At 57.9% G+C, this 20810-nt stretch carries 19 protein-coding genes; 13 read left to right on the top strand and 6 right to left on the bottom strand.

Annotated features, from left to right (window positions below):
• Positions 1-60 precede the first annotated feature (60 nt).
• Genes menD through menE form a run of 5 tightly spaced genes read left to right on the top strand, consistent with a single transcriptional unit; the run spans position 61 to position 5687 of the window.
• Positions 61-1731: a 2-succinyl-5-enolpyruvyl-6-hydroxy-3-cyclohexene-1-carboxylic-acid synthase gene (menD, locus tag ACQ3G7_RS01755; protein ID WP_430888619.1), complete on the top strand. Its 1671-nt coding sequence runs from the start codon at positions 61-63 to the stop codon at positions 1729-1731.
• Positions 1728-2504, top strand: a complete 777-nt coding sequence (gene menH, locus ACQ3G7_RS01760; RefSeq protein ID WP_430888620.1) for a 2-succinyl-6-hydroxy-2,4-cyclohexadiene-1-carboxylate synthase — start codon at positions 1728-1730, stop codon at positions 2502-2504. The genes menD and menH overlap by 4 nt, the downstream gene beginning before the upstream one ends.
• Positions 2501-3358: a 1,4-dihydroxy-2-naphthoyl-CoA synthase gene (menB, locus tag ACQ3G7_RS01765; RefSeq protein WP_263100040.1), complete on the top strand. Its 858-nt coding sequence runs from the start codon at positions 2501-2503 to the stop codon at positions 3356-3358. The genes menH and menB overlap by 4 nt, the downstream gene beginning before the upstream one ends.
• Positions 3358-4323 carry an o-succinylbenzoate synthase gene (gene menC / locus ACQ3G7_RS01770; protein WP_430888621.1) on the top strand — a complete coding sequence of 322 codons (966 nt, stop codon included), beginning with the start codon at positions 3358-3360 and terminating at the stop codon, positions 4321-4323. Before menB ends, menC begins: the two co-directional genes overlap by 1 nt.
• Complete coding sequence (gene menE, locus ACQ3G7_RS01775) at positions 4320-5687, top strand: o-succinylbenzoate--CoA ligase (protein ID WP_430888622.1); 1368 nt, start codon at positions 4320-4322, stop codon at positions 5685-5687. Before menC ends, menE begins: the two co-directional genes overlap by 4 nt.
• Before the next feature lie 57 nt (positions 5688-5744).
• On the opposite strand, the gene nudI is transcribed toward menE, so the two are convergent.
• Entirely contained in the window at positions 5745-6170 is a 426-nt protein-coding gene (gene nudI / locus ACQ3G7_RS01780) for a nucleoside triphosphatase NudI (protein WP_430888623.1), read from the bottom strand.
• Between the two features lie 173 nt (positions 6171-6343).
• Between nudI and ACQ3G7_RS01785 the strand changes: the two genes are divergently transcribed.
• From ACQ3G7_RS01785 to yfaU, 6 genes are all read left to right on the top strand, one after another.
• The gene (locus ACQ3G7_RS01785; RefSeq protein ID WP_061499843.1) at positions 6344-6886 is read left to right on the top strand and encodes a YfaZ family outer membrane protein; all 543 of its coding nucleotides are present in this window, start codon (positions 6344-6346) and stop codon (positions 6884-6886) included.
• A 93-nt stretch (positions 6887-6979) separates the two neighbouring features.
• Complete coding sequence (locus ACQ3G7_RS01790; protein WP_430888888.1) at positions 6980-8179, top strand: nicotinamide mononucleotide deamidase-related protein YfaY; 1200 nt, start codon at positions 6980-6982, stop codon at positions 8177-8179.
• A gap of 196 nt (positions 8180-8375) precedes the next feature.
• Positions 8376-9158 carry an IclR family transcriptional regulator gene (locus ACQ3G7_RS01795; RefSeq protein ID WP_430888624.1) on the top strand — a complete coding sequence of 261 codons (783 nt, stop codon included), beginning with the start codon at positions 8376-8378 and terminating at the stop codon, positions 9156-9158.
• Positions 9159-9187: 29 nt separating this feature from the next.
• Positions 9188-10393, top strand: coding sequence for an L-rhamnonate dehydratase (gene rhmD / locus ACQ3G7_RS01800; RefSeq protein ID WP_430888625.1), 1206 nt, complete (start codon positions 9188-9190; stop codon positions 10391-10393).
• 50 nt (positions 10394-10443) lie between these two features.
• The gene (locus ACQ3G7_RS01805; protein WP_430888626.1) at positions 10444-11736 is read left to right on the top strand and encodes an MFS transporter; all 1293 of its coding nucleotides are present in this window, start codon (positions 10444-10446) and stop codon (positions 11734-11736) included.
• 16 nt (positions 11737-11752) lie between these two features.
• Positions 11753-12556 carry a 2-keto-3-deoxy-L-rhamnonate aldolase gene (gene yfaU, locus ACQ3G7_RS01810; protein WP_430888627.1) on the top strand — a complete coding sequence of 268 codons (804 nt, stop codon included), beginning with the start codon at positions 11753-11755 and terminating at the stop codon, positions 12554-12556.
• Positions 12557-12593: 37 nt separating this feature from the next.
• On the opposite strand, the gene glpC is transcribed toward yfaU, so the two are convergent.
• The 3 genes from glpC to glpA are packed head-to-tail and all read right to left on the bottom strand — an operon-like array spanning position 12594 to position 16649.
• Positions 12594-13784: an anaerobic glycerol-3-phosphate dehydrogenase subunit GlpC gene (gene glpC / locus ACQ3G7_RS01815; protein ID WP_263100044.1), complete on the bottom strand. Its 1191-nt coding sequence runs from the start codon at positions 13782-13784 to the stop codon at positions 12594-12596.
• Positions 13781-15037: a glycerol-3-phosphate dehydrogenase subunit GlpB gene (gene glpB, locus ACQ3G7_RS01820; protein WP_430888889.1), complete on the bottom strand. Its 1257-nt coding sequence runs from the start codon at positions 15035-15037 to the stop codon at positions 13781-13783. The genes glpC and glpB overlap by 4 nt, the downstream gene beginning before the upstream one ends.
• Positions 15027-16649, bottom strand: coding sequence for an anaerobic glycerol-3-phosphate dehydrogenase subunit A (gene glpA, locus ACQ3G7_RS01825; protein ID WP_430888628.1), 1623 nt, complete (start codon positions 16647-16649; stop codon positions 15027-15029). The genes glpB and glpA overlap by 11 nt, the downstream gene beginning before the upstream one ends.
• 276 nt (positions 16650-16925) lie before the next feature.
• Between glpA and glpT the strand changes: the two genes are divergently transcribed.
• The gene (gene glpT / locus ACQ3G7_RS01830; RefSeq protein ID WP_263100046.1) at positions 16926-18278 is read left to right on the top strand and encodes a glycerol-3-phosphate transporter; all 1353 of its coding nucleotides are present in this window, start codon (positions 16926-16928) and stop codon (positions 18276-18278) included.
• Positions 18279-18295: 17 nt separating this feature from the next.
• Positions 18296-19363 carry a glycerophosphodiester phosphodiesterase gene (gene glpQ, locus ACQ3G7_RS01835; protein ID WP_430888890.1) on the top strand — a complete coding sequence of 356 codons (1068 nt, stop codon included), beginning with the start codon at positions 18296-18298 and terminating at the stop codon, positions 19361-19363.
• 45 nt (positions 19364-19408) lie between these two features.
• Here glpQ and yfaE read toward each other — a convergent pair whose 3' ends face one another.
• Together yfaE and nrdB are read right to left on the bottom strand one after the other, a co-directional pair.
• The gene (gene yfaE, locus ACQ3G7_RS01840) at positions 19409-19663 is read right to left on the bottom strand and encodes a class I ribonucleotide reductase maintenance protein YfaE (protein WP_061499845.1); all 255 of its coding nucleotides are present in this window, start codon (positions 19661-19663) and stop codon (positions 19409-19411) included.
• 2 nt (positions 19664-19665) lie between these two features.
• A complete protein-coding gene (gene nrdB / locus ACQ3G7_RS01845; RefSeq protein WP_263100047.1) occupies positions 19666-20796 on the bottom strand; it encodes a class Ia ribonucleoside-diphosphate reductase subunit beta in 1131 nt (376 codons plus the stop codon).
• Positions 20797-20810: the final 14 nt, after the last annotated feature.

Below are 20810 nucleotides of genomic sequence, written 5' to 3' on the forward strand. Positions count from 1 at the left end.
CAAAAACCCGCAGTTTTCGATTATTTATACTAAGTCGCAATATTGATACCGGACAAACTCATGTCTATAAGCTCCTTTAACCGACGCTGGGCGACGGTGATCCTCGAAGCCCTCACTCGCCACGGCGTCAGGCATGTGTGCATCGCCCCAGGATCCCGTTCCACACCCTTAACGCTGGCCGCTGCGGAAAACCGCGCCTTTATCCATCACACCCATTTTGATGAGCGTGGATTGGGTCACCTGGCGTTAGGGCTGGCGAAAGCCAGTAAGCAGCCGGTGGCCGTGATTGTTACCTCCGGCACGGCGGTGGCGAATCTCTATCCTGCGTTGATTGAAGCCGGGCTGACCGGGGAAAAACTGGTTTTGCTCACGGCTGACCGTCCCCCGGAGCTGATTGATTGCGGCGCAAATCAGGCTATCCGCCAGCCGGGCATGTTTGCCTCGCATCCCACGGAATCGCTGGCATTGCCGCGCCCGTCTCAGGATATTCCGGCGCGCTGGTTGGTCTCTGCTATTGATAACCTGCTGGGGCCATTGCACGGTGGTGCCGTGCATATCAACTGCCCCTTTGCTGAGCCGTTGTATGGCGACATGGATGAGCGCGATCTGCCGTGGCTGCAGGCTCTCGGGGAGTGGTGGCAGGATGATAAACCTTGGCTGCAAGCCCCTGCGCGGTTGCAGTGCGAAAAGCAGCGCGACTGGTTTTTCTGGCGGCAAAAGCGCGGTGTGATCATCGCCGGGCGTATGAGCGCCGCTGAAGGTCAGCAACTTGCACAATGGGCGAAAACACTTGGCTGGCCGCTGATTGGCGATGCACTGTCGCAGACCGGGCAGCCGTTGCCGTGCGCAGATTTATGGCTCGGTAACGCCCGGGCTGTCTCCGAGTTGAACCAGGCGCAGATTGTCCTGCAATTTGGCAGCAGCCTGACCGGTAAGCGCCTTCTGCAATGGCAGGCGACGTGCGAGCCGCAAGAGTACTGGCTGATTGACTCGCTGCCGGGACGGCTTGATCCTGCCCATCATCGCGGCCGCCGGCTGGTCACAGACGTGGCCGGATGGCTGGAACAGCACCCGGCGGAGCCGCGCGCGCCCTGGTACAGCACCGTTGCGCAGCTTTCCGTGCAAGCGTGGGAACGGGTGGGCGCGCATCGCGACACCTTCGGCGAAGCCCAGTTTGCGCATCGTATTACGCGGTATTTACCGGAACAGGGGCAGGTTTTCCTCGGTAACAGCCTGGTGGTGCGACTGGTGGATGCGCTGGGGCAGCTTCCGGCCGGTTATCCGGTCTACAGCAACCGTGGCGCGAGCGGCATTGATGGTTTGCTCTCCACGGCGGCCGGTGTGCAGCGTGCCAGCGCCCGACCGACGCTGGCTATCGTTGGTGATCTCTCCGCGTTGTACGATCTTAACGCGCTGGCGTTGCTGCGGCAGGTTTCCGCCCCCTTTGTGCTGGTGGTGGTGAACAATAATGGCGGGCAGATTTTTTCGTTGCTGCCTACGCCTCCCGCGGAGCGCGAGCAGTTTTATCTGATGCCACAACATGTTGATTTTGCCCATGCGGCTGCCATGTTCGGTCTTAATTATCATCGCCCGGAAACCTGGGATGCGCTGGATCAGGCCTTTGCTGGCGCGTGGAGCAAGGCAGGGGCGACACTGATTGAGCTGGTGGTGAAAGAGACCGACGGTGCGCAGACCTTGCAAAACTTGCTGGCGCAGGTGAGCCACCTGTGATTTTACACGGGCAGACGGTGATCGGTCGGCAGCAGCAGCCATGGCTGGTGTTTCTGCACGGTTTTTCCGGCGACAACCGCGAATGGCAGACCGTTGGCGCGACGCTTGCGGATTTTCCCCGTCTGTATCTTGATTTACCCGGTCATGGCGGCTCGGCGGAGATGGCCGTGACCTCATTTGCGCAGATGGACACCTGCTTGCGGGCTACGCTCGCGCATTACAATATACGCAACTACTGGCTGGTGGGTTATTCGCTGGGCGCGCGCGTGGCGATGTATCACGCGTGCCAGCAGCCGGGCGGGCTGCGTGGTTTGGTGGTGGAAGGTGGTCATCCTGGTCTGACCGATGATGCCGCCCGCACAGAACGCCAGCTTTCCGACATGCGTTGGGCCGCGCGTTTTCGCCAGCAGCCGCTGGATGCGGTATTTGACGCCTGGTACCGGCAGCCGGTTTTTGCGTCGCTGGATGCGTCGCAGCGCGCGGCGTTAGTCGCGTTACGTAGTCAGAACAACGGTGCAACGCTTGCCGCCATGCTGGAGGCGACATCACTGGCTTGCCAGCCCGATTTGCGCGCTGCGCTGCATGCGTTACCTTTTTCAGTTCATTATTTATACGGTGAATTCGACAGTAAATTTTGCGCGCTGGCGACGCAAGTCACCCGCCACTGTCACGCCATTCCTGCCGCCGGGCACAACGCACACCGGGAGAATCCCGCGGGTGTTGCCGCTGTCCTGGCGCGAATTCTGCGTCTTGAGATAAAGGACACACTATGATCTACCCAGAAGAAAGCATGCTCTACGCGCCGGTTGAATGGCGTGACTGTTCCGAAGGCTACACGGATATTCGTTACCACAAGTCTGCTGACGGCATCGCCAAAATCACCATTAATCGCCCGCAGGTGCGTAACGCATTCCGTCCGGTGACGGTGAAAGAGATGATCCAGGCGCTGTCCGATGCCCGTTACGACGACAACATCGGGGTGATCATTCTGACCGGGGAAGGGGAAAAAGCCTTCTGTGCGGGCGGCGATCAAAAAGTGCGCGGTGATTACGGCGGCTATCAGGATGACTCCGGTGTGCACCATCTCAACGTGCTCGACTTCCAGCGCCAGATCCGCACCTGTCCGAAACCGGTTGTCGCCATGGTTGCGGGTTACTCCATTGGCGGTGGTCACGTACTGCATATGATGTGCGATCTGACCATTGCCGCGGAAAACGCGATCTTTGGCCAGACTGGCCCGAAAGTGGGGTCTTTCGATGGTGGCTGGGGCGCTTCCTATATGGCGCGCATCGTCGGGCAGAAAAAAGCCCGCGAAATCTGGTTCCTGTGCCGTCAGTACGATGCGCAGCAGGCGCTGGATATGGGGCTCGTTAACACCGTTGTGCCGGTCGCTGAACTGGAAAAAGAGACCGTACGCTGGTGTCGTGAAATGCTGCAAAACAGCCCGATGGCGCTGCGCTGCCTGAAAGCGGCACTGAATGCGGACTGCGACGGCCAGGCCGGGTTGCAGGAGCTGGCGGGTAACGCCACCATGCTGTTCTATATGACCGAAGAAGGGCAGGAAGGTCGCAACGCGTTTAACCAGAAACGCCAGCCTGACTTCAGCAAATTCAAACGGAATCCATAATGCGCCAGGCGCAGGTTTACCGCTGGCAACTCCCCCTCGACGCGGGCGTGGTGTTGCGGGATCGGCGGCTAAAAACCCGCGACGGCCTGTTTGTCCATTTGCAGGACGCAGGATGTGAAGGCTGGGGGGAGATCTCCCCTCTGCCTGGCTTTAGTCAGGAAACGCTGGACGAGGCGCAGCAGGCCGTTGTCGCCTGGGCTCGCGCCTGGTCTGAGGGGCAGTTATTGCCGCTGCCGGAACAACCTTCGGCGGCCTTTGGCCTCAGTTGCGCGCTGGCGGAACTGCAAAACGCACTGCCGCATGCCGCGGATTACCGCGCGGCGATGCTGTGCGCAGGCGATCCGGACGAACTGTTTGCGACGCTCGCTGCGTTGCCCGGCGAGAAAGTGGCGAAAGTGAAGGTCGGGTTATATGAGGCCGTACGCGACGGTATGGTCGTTAACCTGTTGCTGGAGTCGATTGCAGATTTGCATCTGCGGCTGGATGCCAACCGCGCCTGGACGCCAGTGAAAGCGCAGCAGTTCGCGAAATATGTTAATCCGGACTACCGCTCGCGTATCGCATTCCTTGAAGAGCCGTGTAAAACCCGTGAGGAGTCACTGGCCTTTGCCCGCGAGACAGGGATCACCATTGCCTGGGATGAAAGCCTGCGCGATGAGGATTTTCGTTTTGAGGCGCAGGAAGGCGTTGGGGCGGTGGTGATCAAGCCGACGCTCACCGGCAGTTTGCAGAAAGTACAACAGCAGGTCGCCGCGGCGAAAGCGCTCGGGTTGACGGTGGTGATCAGCTCTTCGATCGAGTCGAGCCTTGGACTGACGCAACTGGCGCGTATTGCCGCCTGGCTCACGCCGGGAACCCTTCCGGGTCTGGATACGCTGCATTTGATGAAAGCGCAACTGCTGCGCCGCTGGCCGGACAGTGATTTGCCCTGCCTGCAGATGGATGTACTGGAACCGTTATTATGATGTTTATTGATTGGCCCTGGCGGCACTGGCGCAGCGTGCGCGGTGAGCAGGCGGCAATCCGGCTTGACCAGCAAACCCTGAGCTGGCGCGAGTTGTGCGCCCGTGTGGATGCGCTGGCCAGCGGTTTTGCCCGTCAGGGTGTGAAGGAGGGCGACGGCGTGATGCTGCGCGCCCGCAATCACCCGCACACCTTACTGGCCTGGCTGGCGTTATTGCAGTGCGGCGCGCGGGTGTTGCCGGTCAACCCTCAGCTTCCCGCTCCCTTGCTGACCGCGTTGCTACCGCAATTAACACTGCGGTTTATGCTGGACGTTGATGGGCAGGAAGCGGTGAGCGAGCTGACGGCGCTGGTTCAGCATACGGCGGAGGGAGAGTACGCCGTGGCGTGGCAGCCGCAGCGGCTGGCGTCGATGACGCTGACGTCCGGCTCGACGGGTTTACCGAAAGCGGCGGTGCACACCTGCGCTGCGCATCTGGCCAGCGCTGAAGGCGTACTTTCGCTGCTCCCCTTTGCACCAGAAGATGACTGGCTGCTCTCATTGCCGCTGTTTCACGTGTCCGGGCAGGGCATTTTGTGGCGCTGGCTGCTGGCCGGGGCGCGTATTACCGTGCGCGACAAGCTGCCGCTGGAGCAGGCGCTGGTCGGCTGCACGCATGCGTCGCTGGTCCCGACACAGCTGTGGCGTTTACTGAATGACAACGCGCCAGTGGCGCTGAAAGCCGTTTTGCTCGGTGGTGCAGCCATTCCGGTTGCGCTGACGCAGCAGGCGCGCGAGCGGGGGATCCGTAGCTGGTGCGGTTATGGCCTGACTGAATTTGCCTCTACCGTCTGCGCCAAAGAGGCCGACGGCGCACCGGATGTAGGCGTAGCCTTGCCGGGGCGGCAAGTGAAAATTGTCGATGACGAAGTGTGGCTGCGGTCGGAGAGTATGGCGGCAGGCTACTGGCGCAACGGGGAGCTGTTGCCGCTCGCCAGGCACGATGGCTGGTTTGCAACCCGCGATCGCGGCATGCTGAAAGAAGGTCGCCTGACCATTCTCGGTCGGCTCGATAATCTCTTTTTCAGCGGTGGTGAAGGCATTCAACCTGAAGAGGTGGAGCGGGTGATCGCCACCCACTCTGGGGTGCGACAGGTGCTGGTGGTGCCGGTGGATGATGCCGAGTTCGGTCAGCGCCCGGTTGCGGTCGTGGAGTGTGACGATGGCACCGATATCAGCCAGTTTGCTGGCTGGGTGGCGGATAAGCTGGCCCGCTTCCAGCAACCCGTTCACTGGCTGGTTTTGCCGGAAGCGCTTAAAAATGGCGGGATTAAGATCTCCCGACGGGCATTACAGCAGTGGGTCAATGCCTGGCTGAAGGGCTAACGAGGCGGGCGGATAGCAGAGCAGGCTCGCTGTTTGCGGCCTGCTATTTAGCGGGGGTTAAAGTAACCCTTTCATCTTCAGCGTCATGCGGGTTGCCTCATTCAGGTCATACTGATGCAGGTCCGCAGGCGCAACCCAGGCGTACGCCTGAAACTCTTCATTAATATCAATGTCACGGTTAGCGCTCACGCAATCAAAGATCAGGTAAATCATATAGATTTGTTCTGTGCTGCCATCGGCATAGGTTTTTACCCGCACATCGTCACGAAACGTCCACGGCGTTATCTGGCTCAGTTGCAGTTTATCGCCCAGTTCTTCGCGGATCTCGCGGCGTAGCGCCTCTTCTATACGTTCGCCCGGCTCAACACCGCCGCCGGATAAGGCCCATTGACCAGGAAAAACGCCGCGGTCATTGGCCATTTTGCATAACAGGTAAGCACCGTTGTTCTGAATCAGGGGGCAGACAATTGTCCGTTGTCGCATTGCTGTTCCTTGAGAGTCATTGATTGCGTGTTGATTGTTATAGCATCCGATGGCGAAGAAAAATTGACGCTGGCTATAGTTCAGGCTTTTTTTATTCATTCTTCTGGCATAAAAATAGGCGTACAATCAGGAGCTTTTGGGCATTGGCCCGTTATGTGCGGAAAAAATCAGAAATGAAAAACGTTGCTTTATTGGGTTTAGCCAGCCTGTTGCTGGTATCTGCCGGTGCGCAGGCTGTTAGCCTGAGCGGTCAGATTGGTAAGGATTACACCAACCTGGGCTTTGGTTTTGGTACTGAAACAAGTGGTATTGCCGTCAGCGGTAACTGGGCGCACAGCGAGGACGATGGCGATATCGCCGGTCTGGGACTGGGTTACAACATTCCGCTGGGTCCGTTCCTCGGCACTGTGGGCGGCAAAGGCGTTTACCTGAACCCGAACGCAGGTAGCGAAGGTTACGCTATCGCGGTGGGCGGTGGTCTGCAGTGGCAAATCGCCAGCAGCTTCAGCATCTTTGGCGAGTATTACTACTCACCAGATTCGCTCTCCAGCGGTGTTAAAGAGTACCAGGAAGCCAACGCAGGCGCGCGCTACACCATTATGCGTCCGCTGACCGTGGAAGCGGGTTATCGTTACATCGACATGACCGGCAAAGAAGGGCGTCGTGATAACGCCGTTGCCGATGGTCCTTATGTGGGTGTGAGCGCGAGCTTCTAATCTCCCGGCGCGGCGTTCGTCCGCGCCCGTTTCTTTCCTCTTTCGCTCTACGCATGCGCTATAGTGTTTCAACCTCTATTACAGGAGTTAATGATGTTAAACGTAGAGATGCTGTCTACCGGCGATGAAGTGCTACACGGGCAGATTGTGGACACCAATGCCGCGTGGCTGGCGGATTTTTTCTTTAATCAGGGATTGCCGTTAACGCGCCGTAACACGGTAGGCGATAACCTCGAAGATTTGGTCGCCATTCTGCGCGAACGTAGTGAGCATGCGGATGTGCTGATCGTCAATGGCGGGCTGGGGCCAACCAGTGATGATCTGAGCGCGCTGGCGGCCGCGACCGCAAAGGGCGAATCATTAGTGCTGCATGACGCGTGGCTGACGCACATGGAGCGCTTTTTTAACGAGCGCGGCCGCGTTATGGCGCCGAGCAACCGTAAACAGGCAGAAATTCCGGCCAGCGCGGAGCTGGTGGATAACCCTGTGGGTACTGCCTGCGGCTTTGCCATCCAACTGAACCGTTGCCTGATGTTCTTTACCCCGGGCGTGCCCTCTGAATTTAAAGTTATGGTTGAACGCGAAATCCTGCCGCGCCTGCGCGCACGGTTTACACTGCCGGAGCCGCCGGTATGCCTGCGTTTAACCACCTTCGGTCGTTCGGAAAGCGATCTGGCACAAAGCCTGGCGCACCTCGAACTGCCACCGGGCGTTGTAATGGGGTATCGCTCATCCATGCCGATCATCGAGCTGAAACTGACCGGCCCGGCGGAGCACCGTGCGGCAATGGAAGCGGTGTGGCCGGACGTTAAACGCGTGGCGGGCGAGAGCCTTATTTTTGAAGGGACAGTCGGTTTACCAGCCGTGCTGGCTGCGCGCCTGCGCGAACGCCAGTTGAGCCTGACCCTGAGTGAACAGTTCACCGGCGGGCTGGTGGCGTTGCAGCTTTCCCGTGCGGGTGCGCCGCTGCTGGTCAGCGAAGTGCTGCCCTCGCAGGCGGAAGAGCTGGCGCAAAGCGCACGCTGGACCACGGAGTTGCGTAACCGCCACCTTGCCGGACTGGCGTTGACGGTGACCGGGCTTGAAGACGATCACCTGAATTTTGCGCTGGCGACGCCGGACGGCACGCGCGCGCTGCGCGTGAAGTTCAACACCAACCGCCACGGGCTGGAGGTTCGCCAGGAAGTGTGCGCCATGATGGCGCTGAACATCCTGCGCCGCTGGCTTGAGGGCAAAGACATCGCCAGCGATCACGGCTGGATCAATGTCGTCGAGTCGCTTTCCGTCGAATAACACGATGCCGGGCACAGGCCCGGCTTCATCTTGTCCAGCCTGTTGTACTCCCCTCGAAATATTCTGTGCTGTTGATCTCACTTTATCCCCCTGAAAAGTCCAGCCCGCTGGAACACGTCCGTGTTTTGACGGCGTTCACAAATTATCCCTCTGACAATCGCAACACTGATTCCAGTATTCAGGATTGGAGTCCAGCATGTTGGAATCAAGCAAAGTCCCGGCGCTAACCCGCGCTATCGATATTCTCAATATGATTGCGGCCGTCGGCCCTTGCAGCGCCGCAACCCTTATCGACCAGTTAGCGATCCCCAAGAGCACCGCCTATTTGCTGCTGGCTGAGTTACGTCAGCAGGGTTTTATCCGCATCGACAATGAGGGCAACTACTGCCTGTGGCTGAAACTGGTGGCGCTGGCGAATGCGGCGCTTAGCCGCATCGATCTGCGTGATATCGCGCGTCCTGTGCTGACGCGCCTGATGGCGGAAACCGGGCTGCTGTGCCATCTCGGCGTGATCGAAGGGGAAAGCGCCTGGTACATACTGAAGGTTGAATCGTCCTCTACCATCAGCGTGCGTTCGCACGAGGGCAAAAGTTTGTCGCTGTACCGTTCCGGGATCGGTAAATGCTTACTGGCCTGGCAACCAGAGAAAATACGCAACACCGTGATTGCCGGGCTGACCTTCGAACAATCCACACCCACCACCATCATGCATGCGCAGCAACTACATGAGGAACTGGCCCGAATTCGCGCCAGAGGCTGGAGTTTTGACAATGGTGAAGATTACGCCGATGTCCGCTGTGTCGCCGCCCCGGTGTTTAACGCTGCAAATGAGCTGACGGCAGCCATCTCGGTGGTGGGAACACGCCTGCAAATCAATGAAGACAATCGCGATTACCTGGCCGGTAAGGCGATTGCCTGCGCCAAAGACATTTCCCGCTTACTGGGATGGAAAAGCCCCTTTGAGCAACAAGCTTCATAACTGCAATCACACAAAATAAGGAGAACATCATGACCCTACCAAAAATCAAACAGGTTCGCGCCTGGTTTACCGGCGGCGCAACGGCGGAAAAAGGCGCTGGCGGCGGTGACTACCACGATCAGGGGGCGAATCACTGGATTGACGATCATATCGCCACCCCGATGAGCAAATACGCGCAGTATGCGCAGTCACGCCAGTCGTTTGGTATCAATGTACTGGGCACGTTGATTGTGGAAGTGGAGGCGGAAAACGGCCAGACCGGGTTCGCGGTGTCCACTGCCGGGGAGATGGGCTGTTTTATTGTCGAAAAACACCTTAGCCGTTTTATTGAAGGCAAATGCGTCAGCGATATCAAACTGATCCACGACCAGATGCTGGGCGCTACGATGTATTACGCCGGTTCCGGCGGTCTGGTCATGAATACCCTCTCTTGTGTCGATCTGGCGCTGTGGGATCTGTTCGGCAAAGTGGTCGGGCTGCCGGTGTTCAAACTGCTGGGCGGCGCGGTGCGCGATGAGATTCAGTTCTACGCCACCGGCGCACGACCGGATCTGGCGAAAGAGATGGGCTTTATTGGTGGGAAAATGCCCACTCACTGGGGGCCGCATGATGGTGATGCTGGCATCCGTAAAGATGCCGCCATGGTGGCGGAGTACCGTGAAAAATGCGGCGACGATTTCTGGCTGATGCTGGATTGCTGGATGAGCCAGGACGTGAACTACGCCACCAAACTGGCGCACGCCTGCGCGCCGTACAATCTGAAATGGATTGAAGAGTGCCTGCCGCCGCAGCAGTTTGAAGGATACCGGGAGCTCAAACGCCAGGCTCCCGCCGGGATGATGGTGACCAGCGGCGAGCACCACGGTACGCTGCAATCTTTCCGCACGCTGTCAGAAACCGGTATCGACATTATGCAGCCGGATGTGGGCTGGTGCGGAGGACTCACCACGCTGGTGGAAATAGCCGCTATCGCCAAAGCGCGTGGGCAACTGGTCGTGCCGCACGGTTCGTCAGTCTATTCACACCATGCGGTGATCACCTTTACCAATACGCCATTCAGCGAATTCCTGATGACCAGCCCGGACTGCGCCACGCTGCGTCCGCAGTTTGATCCGATTCTGCTTGATGAACCCGTACCCACAGGCGGACGAATTCATAAGTCCGTGCTGGATAAACCGGGTTTTGGCGTGGAGCTGAACCGCGATTGTCACCTTACACGTCCTTATAGCCATTAACACACTGCGCCGTGTCGCCTTGCGGCGCGCCATCCGTTGAGGATATTGCTATGAGTAACACCTTGCTTGAGAGCGTGGTGAAGAAAAACCGCGCCCGTTTGATCCCCTTTATGCTGGCGCTGTATGTGCTGGCCTTTCTTGATCGTTCAAACATTGGTTTTGCCAAACAGGCTTACCAACTGGATACCGGCTTAAGCAATGAGGCTTATGCCCTCGGCGCCGGGATATTTTTTGTGGTGTATGCCGTTCTGGGCGTACCGGCAAACTTGCTGATGCGCAAATTTGGCGCCCGTAGCTGGATTGGCTGCACCACGCTGTTGTGGGGATTTTTGTCTGCCGCAATGGCATGGGCCGACACGGAAATGAAATTCCTTGTGATCCGTACGTTGCTGGGGGCGGCAGAAGCCGGATTCTTTCCGGGCATGATTTACCTCACGTCGCAGTGGTTCCCACAGCGTAACCGCGCCAGCATTATGGGGCTGTTTTATATGGGTGCGCCGCTGGCGCTTTCGCTTGGCTCACCGCTTTCCGGCGCGTTGCTGGAGATGCACGGTTTTCTGGGCCATGCGGGCTGGTTCTGGATGTTTGTCATTGAAGGGTTGCTGGCGGTAGGCGCGGGCGTGTTCACCTTTTTCTGGCTGGATGATACCCCTGCGCAGGCGCGTTTCTTAAACAGCGAAGAGAAACAGATGTTACTGACGCAACTGGCCAGCGAAGAGGAGAAAAAAGCGACCTCCCGTCTTGGTGATGCCGCCCGCAATGGGCGTGTCTGGCAGCTTGCGCTGATCTACCTGACGATCCAGGTGGCTGTTTACGGCCTGATCTTTTTCCTGCCAACCCAGGTGGCTGCGCTGCTGGGGACGAAAGTCGGGTTTGTCGCCTCAGTGGTGACGGCCATTCCCTGGGTGGTGGCGCTGGTCGGCACCTGGCTGATCCCCCGTTATTCCGATCGTACCGGAGAACGCCGCAATATTGCCGCCCTGACGTTACTGGCGGCAGGCATTGGCATTGGCGTATCCGGCCTTGTTTCTCCGGTCCCGGCTATTATGGCGTTATGCGTGGCGGCGGTCGGGTTTATCGCCGTACAGCCGGTGTTCTGGACGATGCCGACGCAGTTGTTGTCCGGCACGGCGCTGGCGGCGGGTATTGGTTTTGTCAATCTGTTCGGGGCGGTGGGCGGCTTTCTCGCGCCGCTGATCCGCGTTAAAGCGGAAACGGTGTTCGCCAGTCCTGCTGCCGGGCTGCTGACGCTGGCCTGCGTCGCCATTATCGGCGCGCTGATGATCTTCTCGCTGCGGGTGAATCGCAGCGTATCACCCGCTCACCGCGCACAACATCAGTAATGCGCTAAGGATGACCATGAACACTATTTTATCGAACCCGTTTAAAGAGGGGTTACGCCGCGGCGAGACACAAATTGGCCTGTGGCTCAGCTCAACAACCTCCTATATGGCGGAGATCGCTGCGACATCGGGGTATGACTGGTTACTGATCGACGGCGAACATGCGCCGAACACGATTCAGGATCTCTACCATCAATTACAGGCGATAGCGCCGTATGCCAGCGAGCCGGTGATCCGTCCTGTGGAAGGCAGCCGTAGCCTGATCAAACAAGTACTGGATATTGGCGCAAGAACCTTGCTGATTCCGATGGTGGACAGCGCTGAGCAGGCGCGGGAGATTGTTTCCGCGACCCGCTATCCGCCGGAAGGTGTACGAGGCGTGGGCGCGAGCGTTGCGCGCGCTGCGCGTTGGGGAAGGGTGGAGAACTATATGGCGCAGGCGAATGAGGGGTTATGCCTGTTGATTCAGGTAGAGAGTAAAGCTGCGCTCGACAATCTCGATCAGATCCTCGATGTCGATGGCATTGATGGGGTGTTTATTGGCCCGGCGGATCTCTCCGCGTCTTTGGGCTACCCGGACAATGCCGGGCATCCGGAAGTCCAGCGGATCATTGAGCAGAGCATCCGGCGTATTCGCGCGGCGGGTAAGGCCGCTGGGTTTCTTGCGGTCGATCCGCAAATGGCGCAGAAGTGCCTGACATGGGGAGCGAATTTTGTAGCCGTTGGGGTAGATACCCTGCTTTATAGCGCGGCGCTCGATAATCGGCTATCCATGTTTAAACCGGGTACGCAACCCGCCGTTGCAAAAGAGAGCTATTAGAAACAGGCCGCCAGCGTAGTACTGGCGGCGCGCATCGTCAGATTAAGGCCTGCGCCAGCAGGGTAATGGGGTGTTCACAGCGTTTGCTGGTGGACATCTCAATCTGCCATTTGCAGGTTTCACAATCCGTCACCACCAGGTCTGCGCCGCTGGCTTCGATTTGTGCAAACAGCGGCGCGCCAATGGCCTGCGACGTAGGGTAGTTTTCGCTTTTAAAACCGTACGTTCCGGCAATACCGCAGCAGCGGGAATCCAGCACTGTCAGCTCCAGCCCCGGAATGCGGCGCAACAGCTCCAATGTGTAGTGCGTCCAGCCCATTTTTTCCATATGGCACGGCGTGTGATAGACCACTTTCAGCGGCGTGGTTTTCAGGCTCAGGGAGCGACCTTCATCCAGCATGCGCCAGATCCAGCGGGTCGCTAAATCGATATGCGCCCGCAGATGGCTGTTGTCGACATCCAGCAGATGCGGATACTCGTCACGCAGAGTGAACGCACAGGTGGAAGAGGTGGCAATCACCGGCAAACCTTGCGTGCCGATTGCCTGCTCCAGCGACGTCACGTTAAATTGCGCCTGTTTTTTGGCCTTGTCGAAAAAGCCGTTCGCGATCAGCGGGACGCCGCAGCATTTTTCCCGCTCCAGCAGTTGTACGCCGATGCCCATATTGTTCAGCACCCGCAGCAAATCTTTGCCCAGTTGCGGGTGGTTGTAGTTGACGTAGCAACCGTGGAAAAACGCCACCTGTTCCGGAAAGGCGCGCTGCTTGTCGGCAACGCTGCGATACCAGCGGCGGAAAGTGCCGTGTGAGTACTTCGGCAGCGTCCGGTGGTGATCAATTTTCAGCGCCTTATCCAGCAACTGGCGCACCGGTTTGAGCGATGTTGCCGTGTTGACCAACGGCGCCATGGGCGTGGAAAGTGTACCCATCAGGTCGGTGTGGCTCAGGATCGCGTTACGGATTGAGAGCTGTTTCGGCGCATGCTGTGCACGGGCGCGCTGAATAATATCGCCAATTTTTACGCCGGACGGGCAGGCTGTCTCACAGCGTTTGCAGTTGGTGCAATACTTCAGCGCCTCGTCATACAGCGCGGCATCTTTCAGGCGCAACCGTTCGCCATCCGGGCCTGCCTGTTTCGGCCCAGGATAGGCGGGATTCACCCGGCTGACCGGGCAGACGGTGGTGCAGACTGTGCACTTGATACAGCTTTCAAACTGGGTGGTGCTCATTGTTCGCCTCCCTGTGCGGCTATCTGCTGTGCGGCATGCAGTGCAGTGACGGCGCAAACGCCGCCGCCGCACCCCTGGGCGATGGCGTCAAATCCGCCTAACACCGAACCGACAACATACAGATTGTGGATGGCTTTCCCCTGACGCAGGGCGTGGAGCTGTGCGTCGGTTTGTACGCCAAATTGCTGCCATGGCTGAGTCTCGAAAATATCGTCCCGATACCAGTCACTGTGTTTGTCGCATTGCAGAACATCCAGGTCAAACACCGCTTCCCGCACGCGGTCACGATCGGCGATCAGGCCATTACTGAAAAAGCTGCCGCTGGCGAGCACCACATGGCGGGCGCGTAACGGGATATCTTCATGTTTGCGGGTCCACAACTGTGTAACGCGGTCATCGTGGATATCGGCGTGGAGCACTTCATCGCCGGGCATCCAGCTTCCACCGCTGTGGATAAACCGTTGTTGCAGCAAAAATTGCATGCGCATGCCCGGTACTGACGGCGGCAGCGTCGGCAGTAAGCGCAGCGGGCACGCCAGTTGTTGGTTAAGCTGCGTAAATACGCTGCTGTCCGTCAGGCCAATACAGGCGGGCAGGTATAATATGTCGTACTGTTGACTCAGCGGGCGCAGTGCCTCATACAGGGCGGCATAGTGTTCCGGCGCATCCAGGTGGCGGGCAATGTTCACCGCACGAAATTCACTGGGGTTATCGCGCAGTTTGTCGAGCACCGGCAACTCTATCTCTTCGGCATGGGCGTCGATGCCGCGTTTACGCAAGGAGGCGGCGGCAAGCTGCGGTTGAAAGTCGGGAAAACCGCTGATGCCGATCACCCCGGTGCGCTGGCTGACGTCGGGTTTTAGCGGCACTTCCTCCGGACTCAGCCAGGCCCGGCGAAACGTACCTAATGGGGTAACCCGCAGGTGCGGCGTATCGACGTCACCCTGCAATGCCAGCCCGCAGTCGGCCAGCAGCGTCTGGGTTTGCTGCGCATAGTGGCGCACGCGTTCTGCACCCAGCAGGGCGTAAGGATGGGCGGGATGGTGTTGCGCCAGCAGGGCGATGGCGCTGTTCAGGTCGCGAACAGGCTGACCGTCCGGCAAGTGGGAGAGAAGATCCAGCGAGCCGGAGGAGAAACCCAGCGCGCTCTGGCCGCGGCTGACAATGGCGCAGCGCTGCCCGTTTTCACTCAGGCGAATACCGCATAACAGACCGGCAAGCCCGCCGCCGATAATAACCGTATCAAATCTCATCATCCGTCTCCTTTTCCAGCCCGCACAATCCCTGATAAACCCAACGTGTAAATTCGCTTTCCCGCAGTGCATCGCCCCAGGCCACCGGTTTCACACCTTTCCAGCGCTCATTGAGAAAATCTGCCAGTTGCGCCAGGGACTCGCTCTCGGTGGTGACATGCAGACGGTTCAGCAACCCGGCGGCGCGACAGGCGCACAGCTCGCCCTGGCAGGTGCCCATTCCCACACGGGTACGGCGGCGCAAATCGAGCAGCGAATGGACATTCAGATTTTCTACCGCGTACTGCACCTCTCCAGCAGTCACGGCTTCGCATTCGCAGACCAGGCTGCGGTTATGCCTGTCGCTGCCCAGCCAGGCGGGTGTGCGGTCGCCATGGCGATACACCGCCGAACCGCGTAACGGTGTGGGCAGTGAGATAATTTTTCGCAGCGCCTGCTCGGTGGGCTCTTTTGAGCCAGGCAACGGTGCGCTGGCGGTGGTGCAGACGGCGCTGTGATTGAGCTTGCGGCATACCGCATCGGTCGCCCATTCCGCCATCAGGCGGTAGGTCATCAGTTTGCCGCCGGTAATGGTGATAAACCCTTCCAGCCCGTCACGCTGTGCGTGATCGAGCAGCACAATGCCCCGGCTGACGTTACGCCCGCTGGGGTCATCATCACTGGCCACCAGCGGACGCACACCGGCATAGGCGCGTAAAATGCGGGTTTGCGCCATCACCGGCGCGAGTTTTTCCCCTTCGCGCAGCAGAATATCCACCTCTTGCGGCGTGACGCGGGTATTGTCTATATCGTTGTAGTCAATATGCGTTGAGGTAGTGCCTATCAGCGAGATGGTGTCGCCCGGCACCAGAATATCGGCATCGGCGGGTTTCCGGCAGCGATTGATAACGTGCTGATTAATGCGGTGGTCGAGGATTAACAGCGCGCCTTTGGCCGGAAACATGCGAATGCGCAGATCGGCATATTCCGCAATGCGTTGCCCCCAGATCCCGGCGGCGTTGACCACAACTGGCGCATGCAACTCCTGGGTTTCGCCGCTGGCGGCATGGCGGATGCGTACGCCGCTGACGGTTTCACCGTTGCGGATAAGCCCGCATACTTCATGCCCGGTCAGGATCTTCGCGCCGTGTTCGCGCGCATCCAGCATATTGCTCGCGGTCAGGCGGAACGGATCGACCGTACCGTCAGGCACGCGCACCGCACCGGTCAGCGTGGGATTGACGCTGGGCTCCATACGCCGGGCTTCCTGCGGAGAGATAGCCTGCGCCGGAATACCGGCCTGCAGGCAGGCGTCGATAAACTGACGCTGATACACCAAATCATCTTCCGGCAGGGTAATAAACAGGCCATCGGTGGGTTCAATGCAGTGGCGGGCAATGCGTTTCAGGATCTGGTTTTCGGCGATACACTCCCGCGCCGATTCATTGTCGGTCACCGCATAGCGTGCGCCGCTGTGCAGCAAACCATGGTTACGCCCGGTCGCGCCGGTGGCGATATCGTGGCGTTCAAGCAGCACCGCGCGCAGGCCGCGCAGGGCGCAATCGCGGGCGATGCCGGCGCCCGTCGCGCCGCCGCCAATAATGATCACATCGTAGTCACTGGAGTTGCGCATGTTCGCGTCCTTCTGTTCGACGTTCTTTAACGACCATTTAGCCACACTCTTGCTGTGGTTTGTTTGATATCGCGCATATTCGAGCAAAAAACGAAAGTTCGGTGTGCTTTTATGCGTGAATGGAGACTTTTTGTCATATTTCTGTAACATTCTGTGCGACAACTCACCCTCTCTGATTAAAACTTTCAATACAATTCGCCGCGACTAACTGAGGTTATGTTCGTTTTCACTCATTGATGACAGGCATCATGAGTTCACCGCGCCACGGAGGCCGTTATGTTGAGCATTTTTAAACCTGCCACCCATCAGTCGCGTCTGCCCGCAGAGCAGATCGACCCAACCTACCGTCGTTTACGCTGGCAGATATTTCTGGGGATTTTCTTTGGTTACGCCGCCTATTACCTGGTGCGTAAAAACTTTGCATTGGCGATGCCGTATCTGGTTGAGCAGGGGTTTTCGCGGGGTGATTTAGGCTTTGCGTTGTCGGGCATTTCAATCGCCTATGGTTTTTCAAAATTCATTATGGGTTCGGTGTCTGACCGCTCGAACCCGCGCGTGTTTCTGCCTGCCGGGTTGATTCTGGCGGCAGCGGTGATGCTGTTTATGGGCTTTGTGCCGTGGGCAACCTCCAGCATCGCCATTATGTTTGTGCTGCTGTTCCTGTGCGGTTGGTTCCAGGGCATGGGGTGGCCACCGTGCGGGCGCACCATGGTGCACTGGTGGTCGCAGAAAGAGCGTGGCGGTATCGTGTCGGTATGGAACTGCGCGCATAACGTTGGCGGTGGTATTCCGCCATTGCTGTTCCTGCTCGGTATGGCGTGGTTTAACGACTGGCATGCGGCGCTCTATATGCCTGCGTTTGGCGCGATCCTGGTGGCAATTTTTGCGTTCGCACTGATGCGTGATACTCCGCAATCCTGCGGTTTGCCGCCGATTGAAGAGTACAAAAACGATTACCCGGATGATTACAGCGATAAGCATGAAGAAGAGCTGTCGGCAAAACAGATCTTTATGCAGTACATCCTGCCCAATAAGCTGCTGTGGTACATCGCGGTGGCGAACGTCTTCGTTTATCTGCTGCGTTACGGCATCCTCGACTGGTCGCCGACCTATCTGAAAGAGGTGAAGCACTTCGCGCTGGATAAATCCTCGTGGGCGTACTTCTTTTATGAATATGCGGGGATTCCCGGTACGCTGATTTGCGGCTGGATGTCGGACAAAGTCTTCCGCGGCAATCGCGGCGCGACCGGGGTGTTCTTTATGACGCTGGTGACCATCGCGACGATTGTTTACTGGCTAAACCCGGCGGGTAATCCGACCGTGGATATGGCCTGCATGATCGTGATTGGTTTCCTGATTTACGGCCCGGTGATGTTGATTGGTCTGCATGCGCTGGAGCTGGCACCGAAAAAAGCCGCAGGCACGGCGGCGGGCTTTACCGGTCTGTTTGGTTATCTTGGCGGGTCGGTGGCCGCCAGCGCAATTGTCGGTTATACCGTGGATTTCTTCGGCTGGGATGGCGGCTTTATGGTGATGATTGGCGGTAGCATTCTGGCGGTATTGTTGCTGATTATCGTGATGATTGGCGAGAAGCGCCACCATGCAGATGTGCTTGCGCGTCGCCAATAATGAATAAAGGAGCCATGATGAAAAGCACCTTCACCCGTATGACCACCGGTTTGCTGTTGGCGGGACTTGCCTCCTGCCAGGCGCTGGCGGCAGATCAAATCGTTATTGCCCATCGCGGCGCCAGCGGTTATTTACCGGAGCATACCCTGCCGGCGAAAGCGATGGCCTATGCGCAAGGCGCGGATTATCTCGAGCAGGATCTGGTGATGACCAAAGACGACCAGCTGGTCGTGCTGCACGATCATTACCTCGATCGCGTTACGGATGTGGCGGAGCGCTTTCCGGACCGCGCCCGTAAAGATGGCCGTTTTTACGCTATCGACTTTACGCTGGATGAGATCCGTTCGCTGAAATTTACCGAAGGTTTTGAGCTGGAGAAGGGAAAAAAAGTGCAGGTTTTCCCGGGGCGCTTCCCGATGGGCAAATCCGATTTCCGTATTCATACCTTTGAAGAGGAGATCGAGTTTGTGCAGGGGCTGAATCACTCCACTGGTAAAAACATTGGTATCTATCCGGAAATCAAAGCGCCGTGGTTCCACCATCAGGAAGGGAAAGACATTGCCGCGAAGACGCTGGACGTGCTGAAAAAGTACGGCTACACCAGCAAGCAGGACAAGGTGTATCTGCAATGCTTTGACGCCAATGAACTGAAGCGGATTAAGCATGAACTGGAGCCGCAGAGGGGGATGGATCTCAATCTGGTGCAACTGATTGCCTATACCGACTGGAACGAAACGCAGGAGAAGCAGGCGGACGGCAAATGGGTGAACTACAGCTACGACTGGATGTTTACACCCGGTGCGATGAAACAGATTGCGCAGTACGCCGACGGGATTGGCCCGGATTACCATATGCTGGTGGCGAAAGGCTCAACGCCAGGGCACGTTACGCTGACGGCGATGGTGAAAGAGGCGCATGCCAGCCATTTGCAGGTGCATCCGTTTACCGTGCGTGCGGATAAACTGCCGGGTTATGCCAGCAATGTGGACCAGTTGTATGAGGTGTTGTATCGCCAGGCGGGCGTCGACGGTGTATTTACCGATTTCCCGGACAAAGCCGTGCAGTTTCTTCACCGGCAACCGTAAATAAAAAAGGCCTGAAAAGGCCTTTTTTTATGACGCTGACCCGGCTTACATCTCGATTTCAATGTCGCCTTTTGCCCGGCAGCAGCAGGGCAAAATTTCCCCGTCGTTGATAAAAGCCAGCGGTTCGGCAATCCAGTCCACCTGGCCTGCCACCAACCGACAGCGGCAGGAGCCGCAGTAGCCTTCACGGCACTGGTACTCCACTTCAACCTGTTGTGATTCCAGCGCCACCAGCAAAGAGGGGTGTTCATCCCGGCACAGGACCTGGGTGCCGGAAAGGCGCAGCGTGATGCGGCTCATCATCAGAGCTGGAAGTTGCTCAAATCGTCAGTATCCACTTCCGCGTCGATCTGACCAACGAGGTAGGAGCTGACTTCCACTTCCTGCGGCGCCACCTGCACGTTATCGGACACCAGCCAGGTGTTGATCCACGGAATCGGGTTGGAGCGGGTCTGGAACGGTAAATCAAGGCCCACCGCCTGCATACGGATGTTGGTGATGTACTCGATGTACTGGCAGAGAATGTCTTTGTTCAGGCCGATCATCGAGCCGCCCTGGAACAGATATTCCGCCCACTCTTTTTCCTGCAATGCCGCCTGCACGAACAGGTCATAGCACGCTTGTTTGCACTCTTGCGCAATCTCCGCCATCTCCGGATCGTCCACGCCAGAACGCAACAGGTTCAGCATATGCTGGGTGCCGGTCAGGTGCAGCGCTTCATCACGGGCGATCAGACGGATGATTTTTGCATTGCCTTCCATCAATTCGCGCTCGGCAAAGGCAAAGGAGCAGGCAAAGCTGACGTAGAAGCGAATCGCCTCCAGCGCATTGACGCTCATCAGGCACAGGTAGAGTTTCTTTTTCAACTCGCGCAGGTTCACGGTGACGGTTTTGCCGTTTACCGTGTGCGTGCCTTCACCCAGCAGATGCCAGTAACTGGTCATCTCGATCAGGTCATCATAGAAGTGCGAAATACCTTCTGCGCGCTTGAGGATCTGCTCGTTGGTGACGATGTCGTCAAACACCACCGCCGGATCGTTAACGATATTGCGGATAATGTGGGTGTAAGAGCGGGAGTGTATCGTCTCTGAGAACGCCCAGGTTTCGACCCAGGTTTCCAGTTCCGGAATGGAAATCAGCGGCAGCAGTGCGACGTTCGGGCTGCGGCCTTGAATGGAGTCCAGCAGCGTCTGGTACTTCAGGTTGCTGAGGAAGATATGTTTTTCATGTTCCGGCAGTGCCTGGAAGTCGATGCGATCGCGGGAAACGTCCACTTCTTCCGGACGCCAGAAGAAGGAAAGTTGCTTTTCAATCAGCTTTTCGAAGATGTCATATTTTTGCTGATCGTAGCGCGCCACGTTAACCGGCTGGCCGAAGAACATCGGCTCCTGCAGCTGATCGTTTTTCGTCTGTGAAAAAGTGGTGTATGCCATTGAATGTGGGTCCT

The organism is Kosakonia sp. N21 (assembly GCF_050587465.1).
In the GTDB taxonomy this organism is placed as follows: Bacteria; Pseudomonadota; Gammaproteobacteria; order Enterobacterales; family Enterobacteriaceae.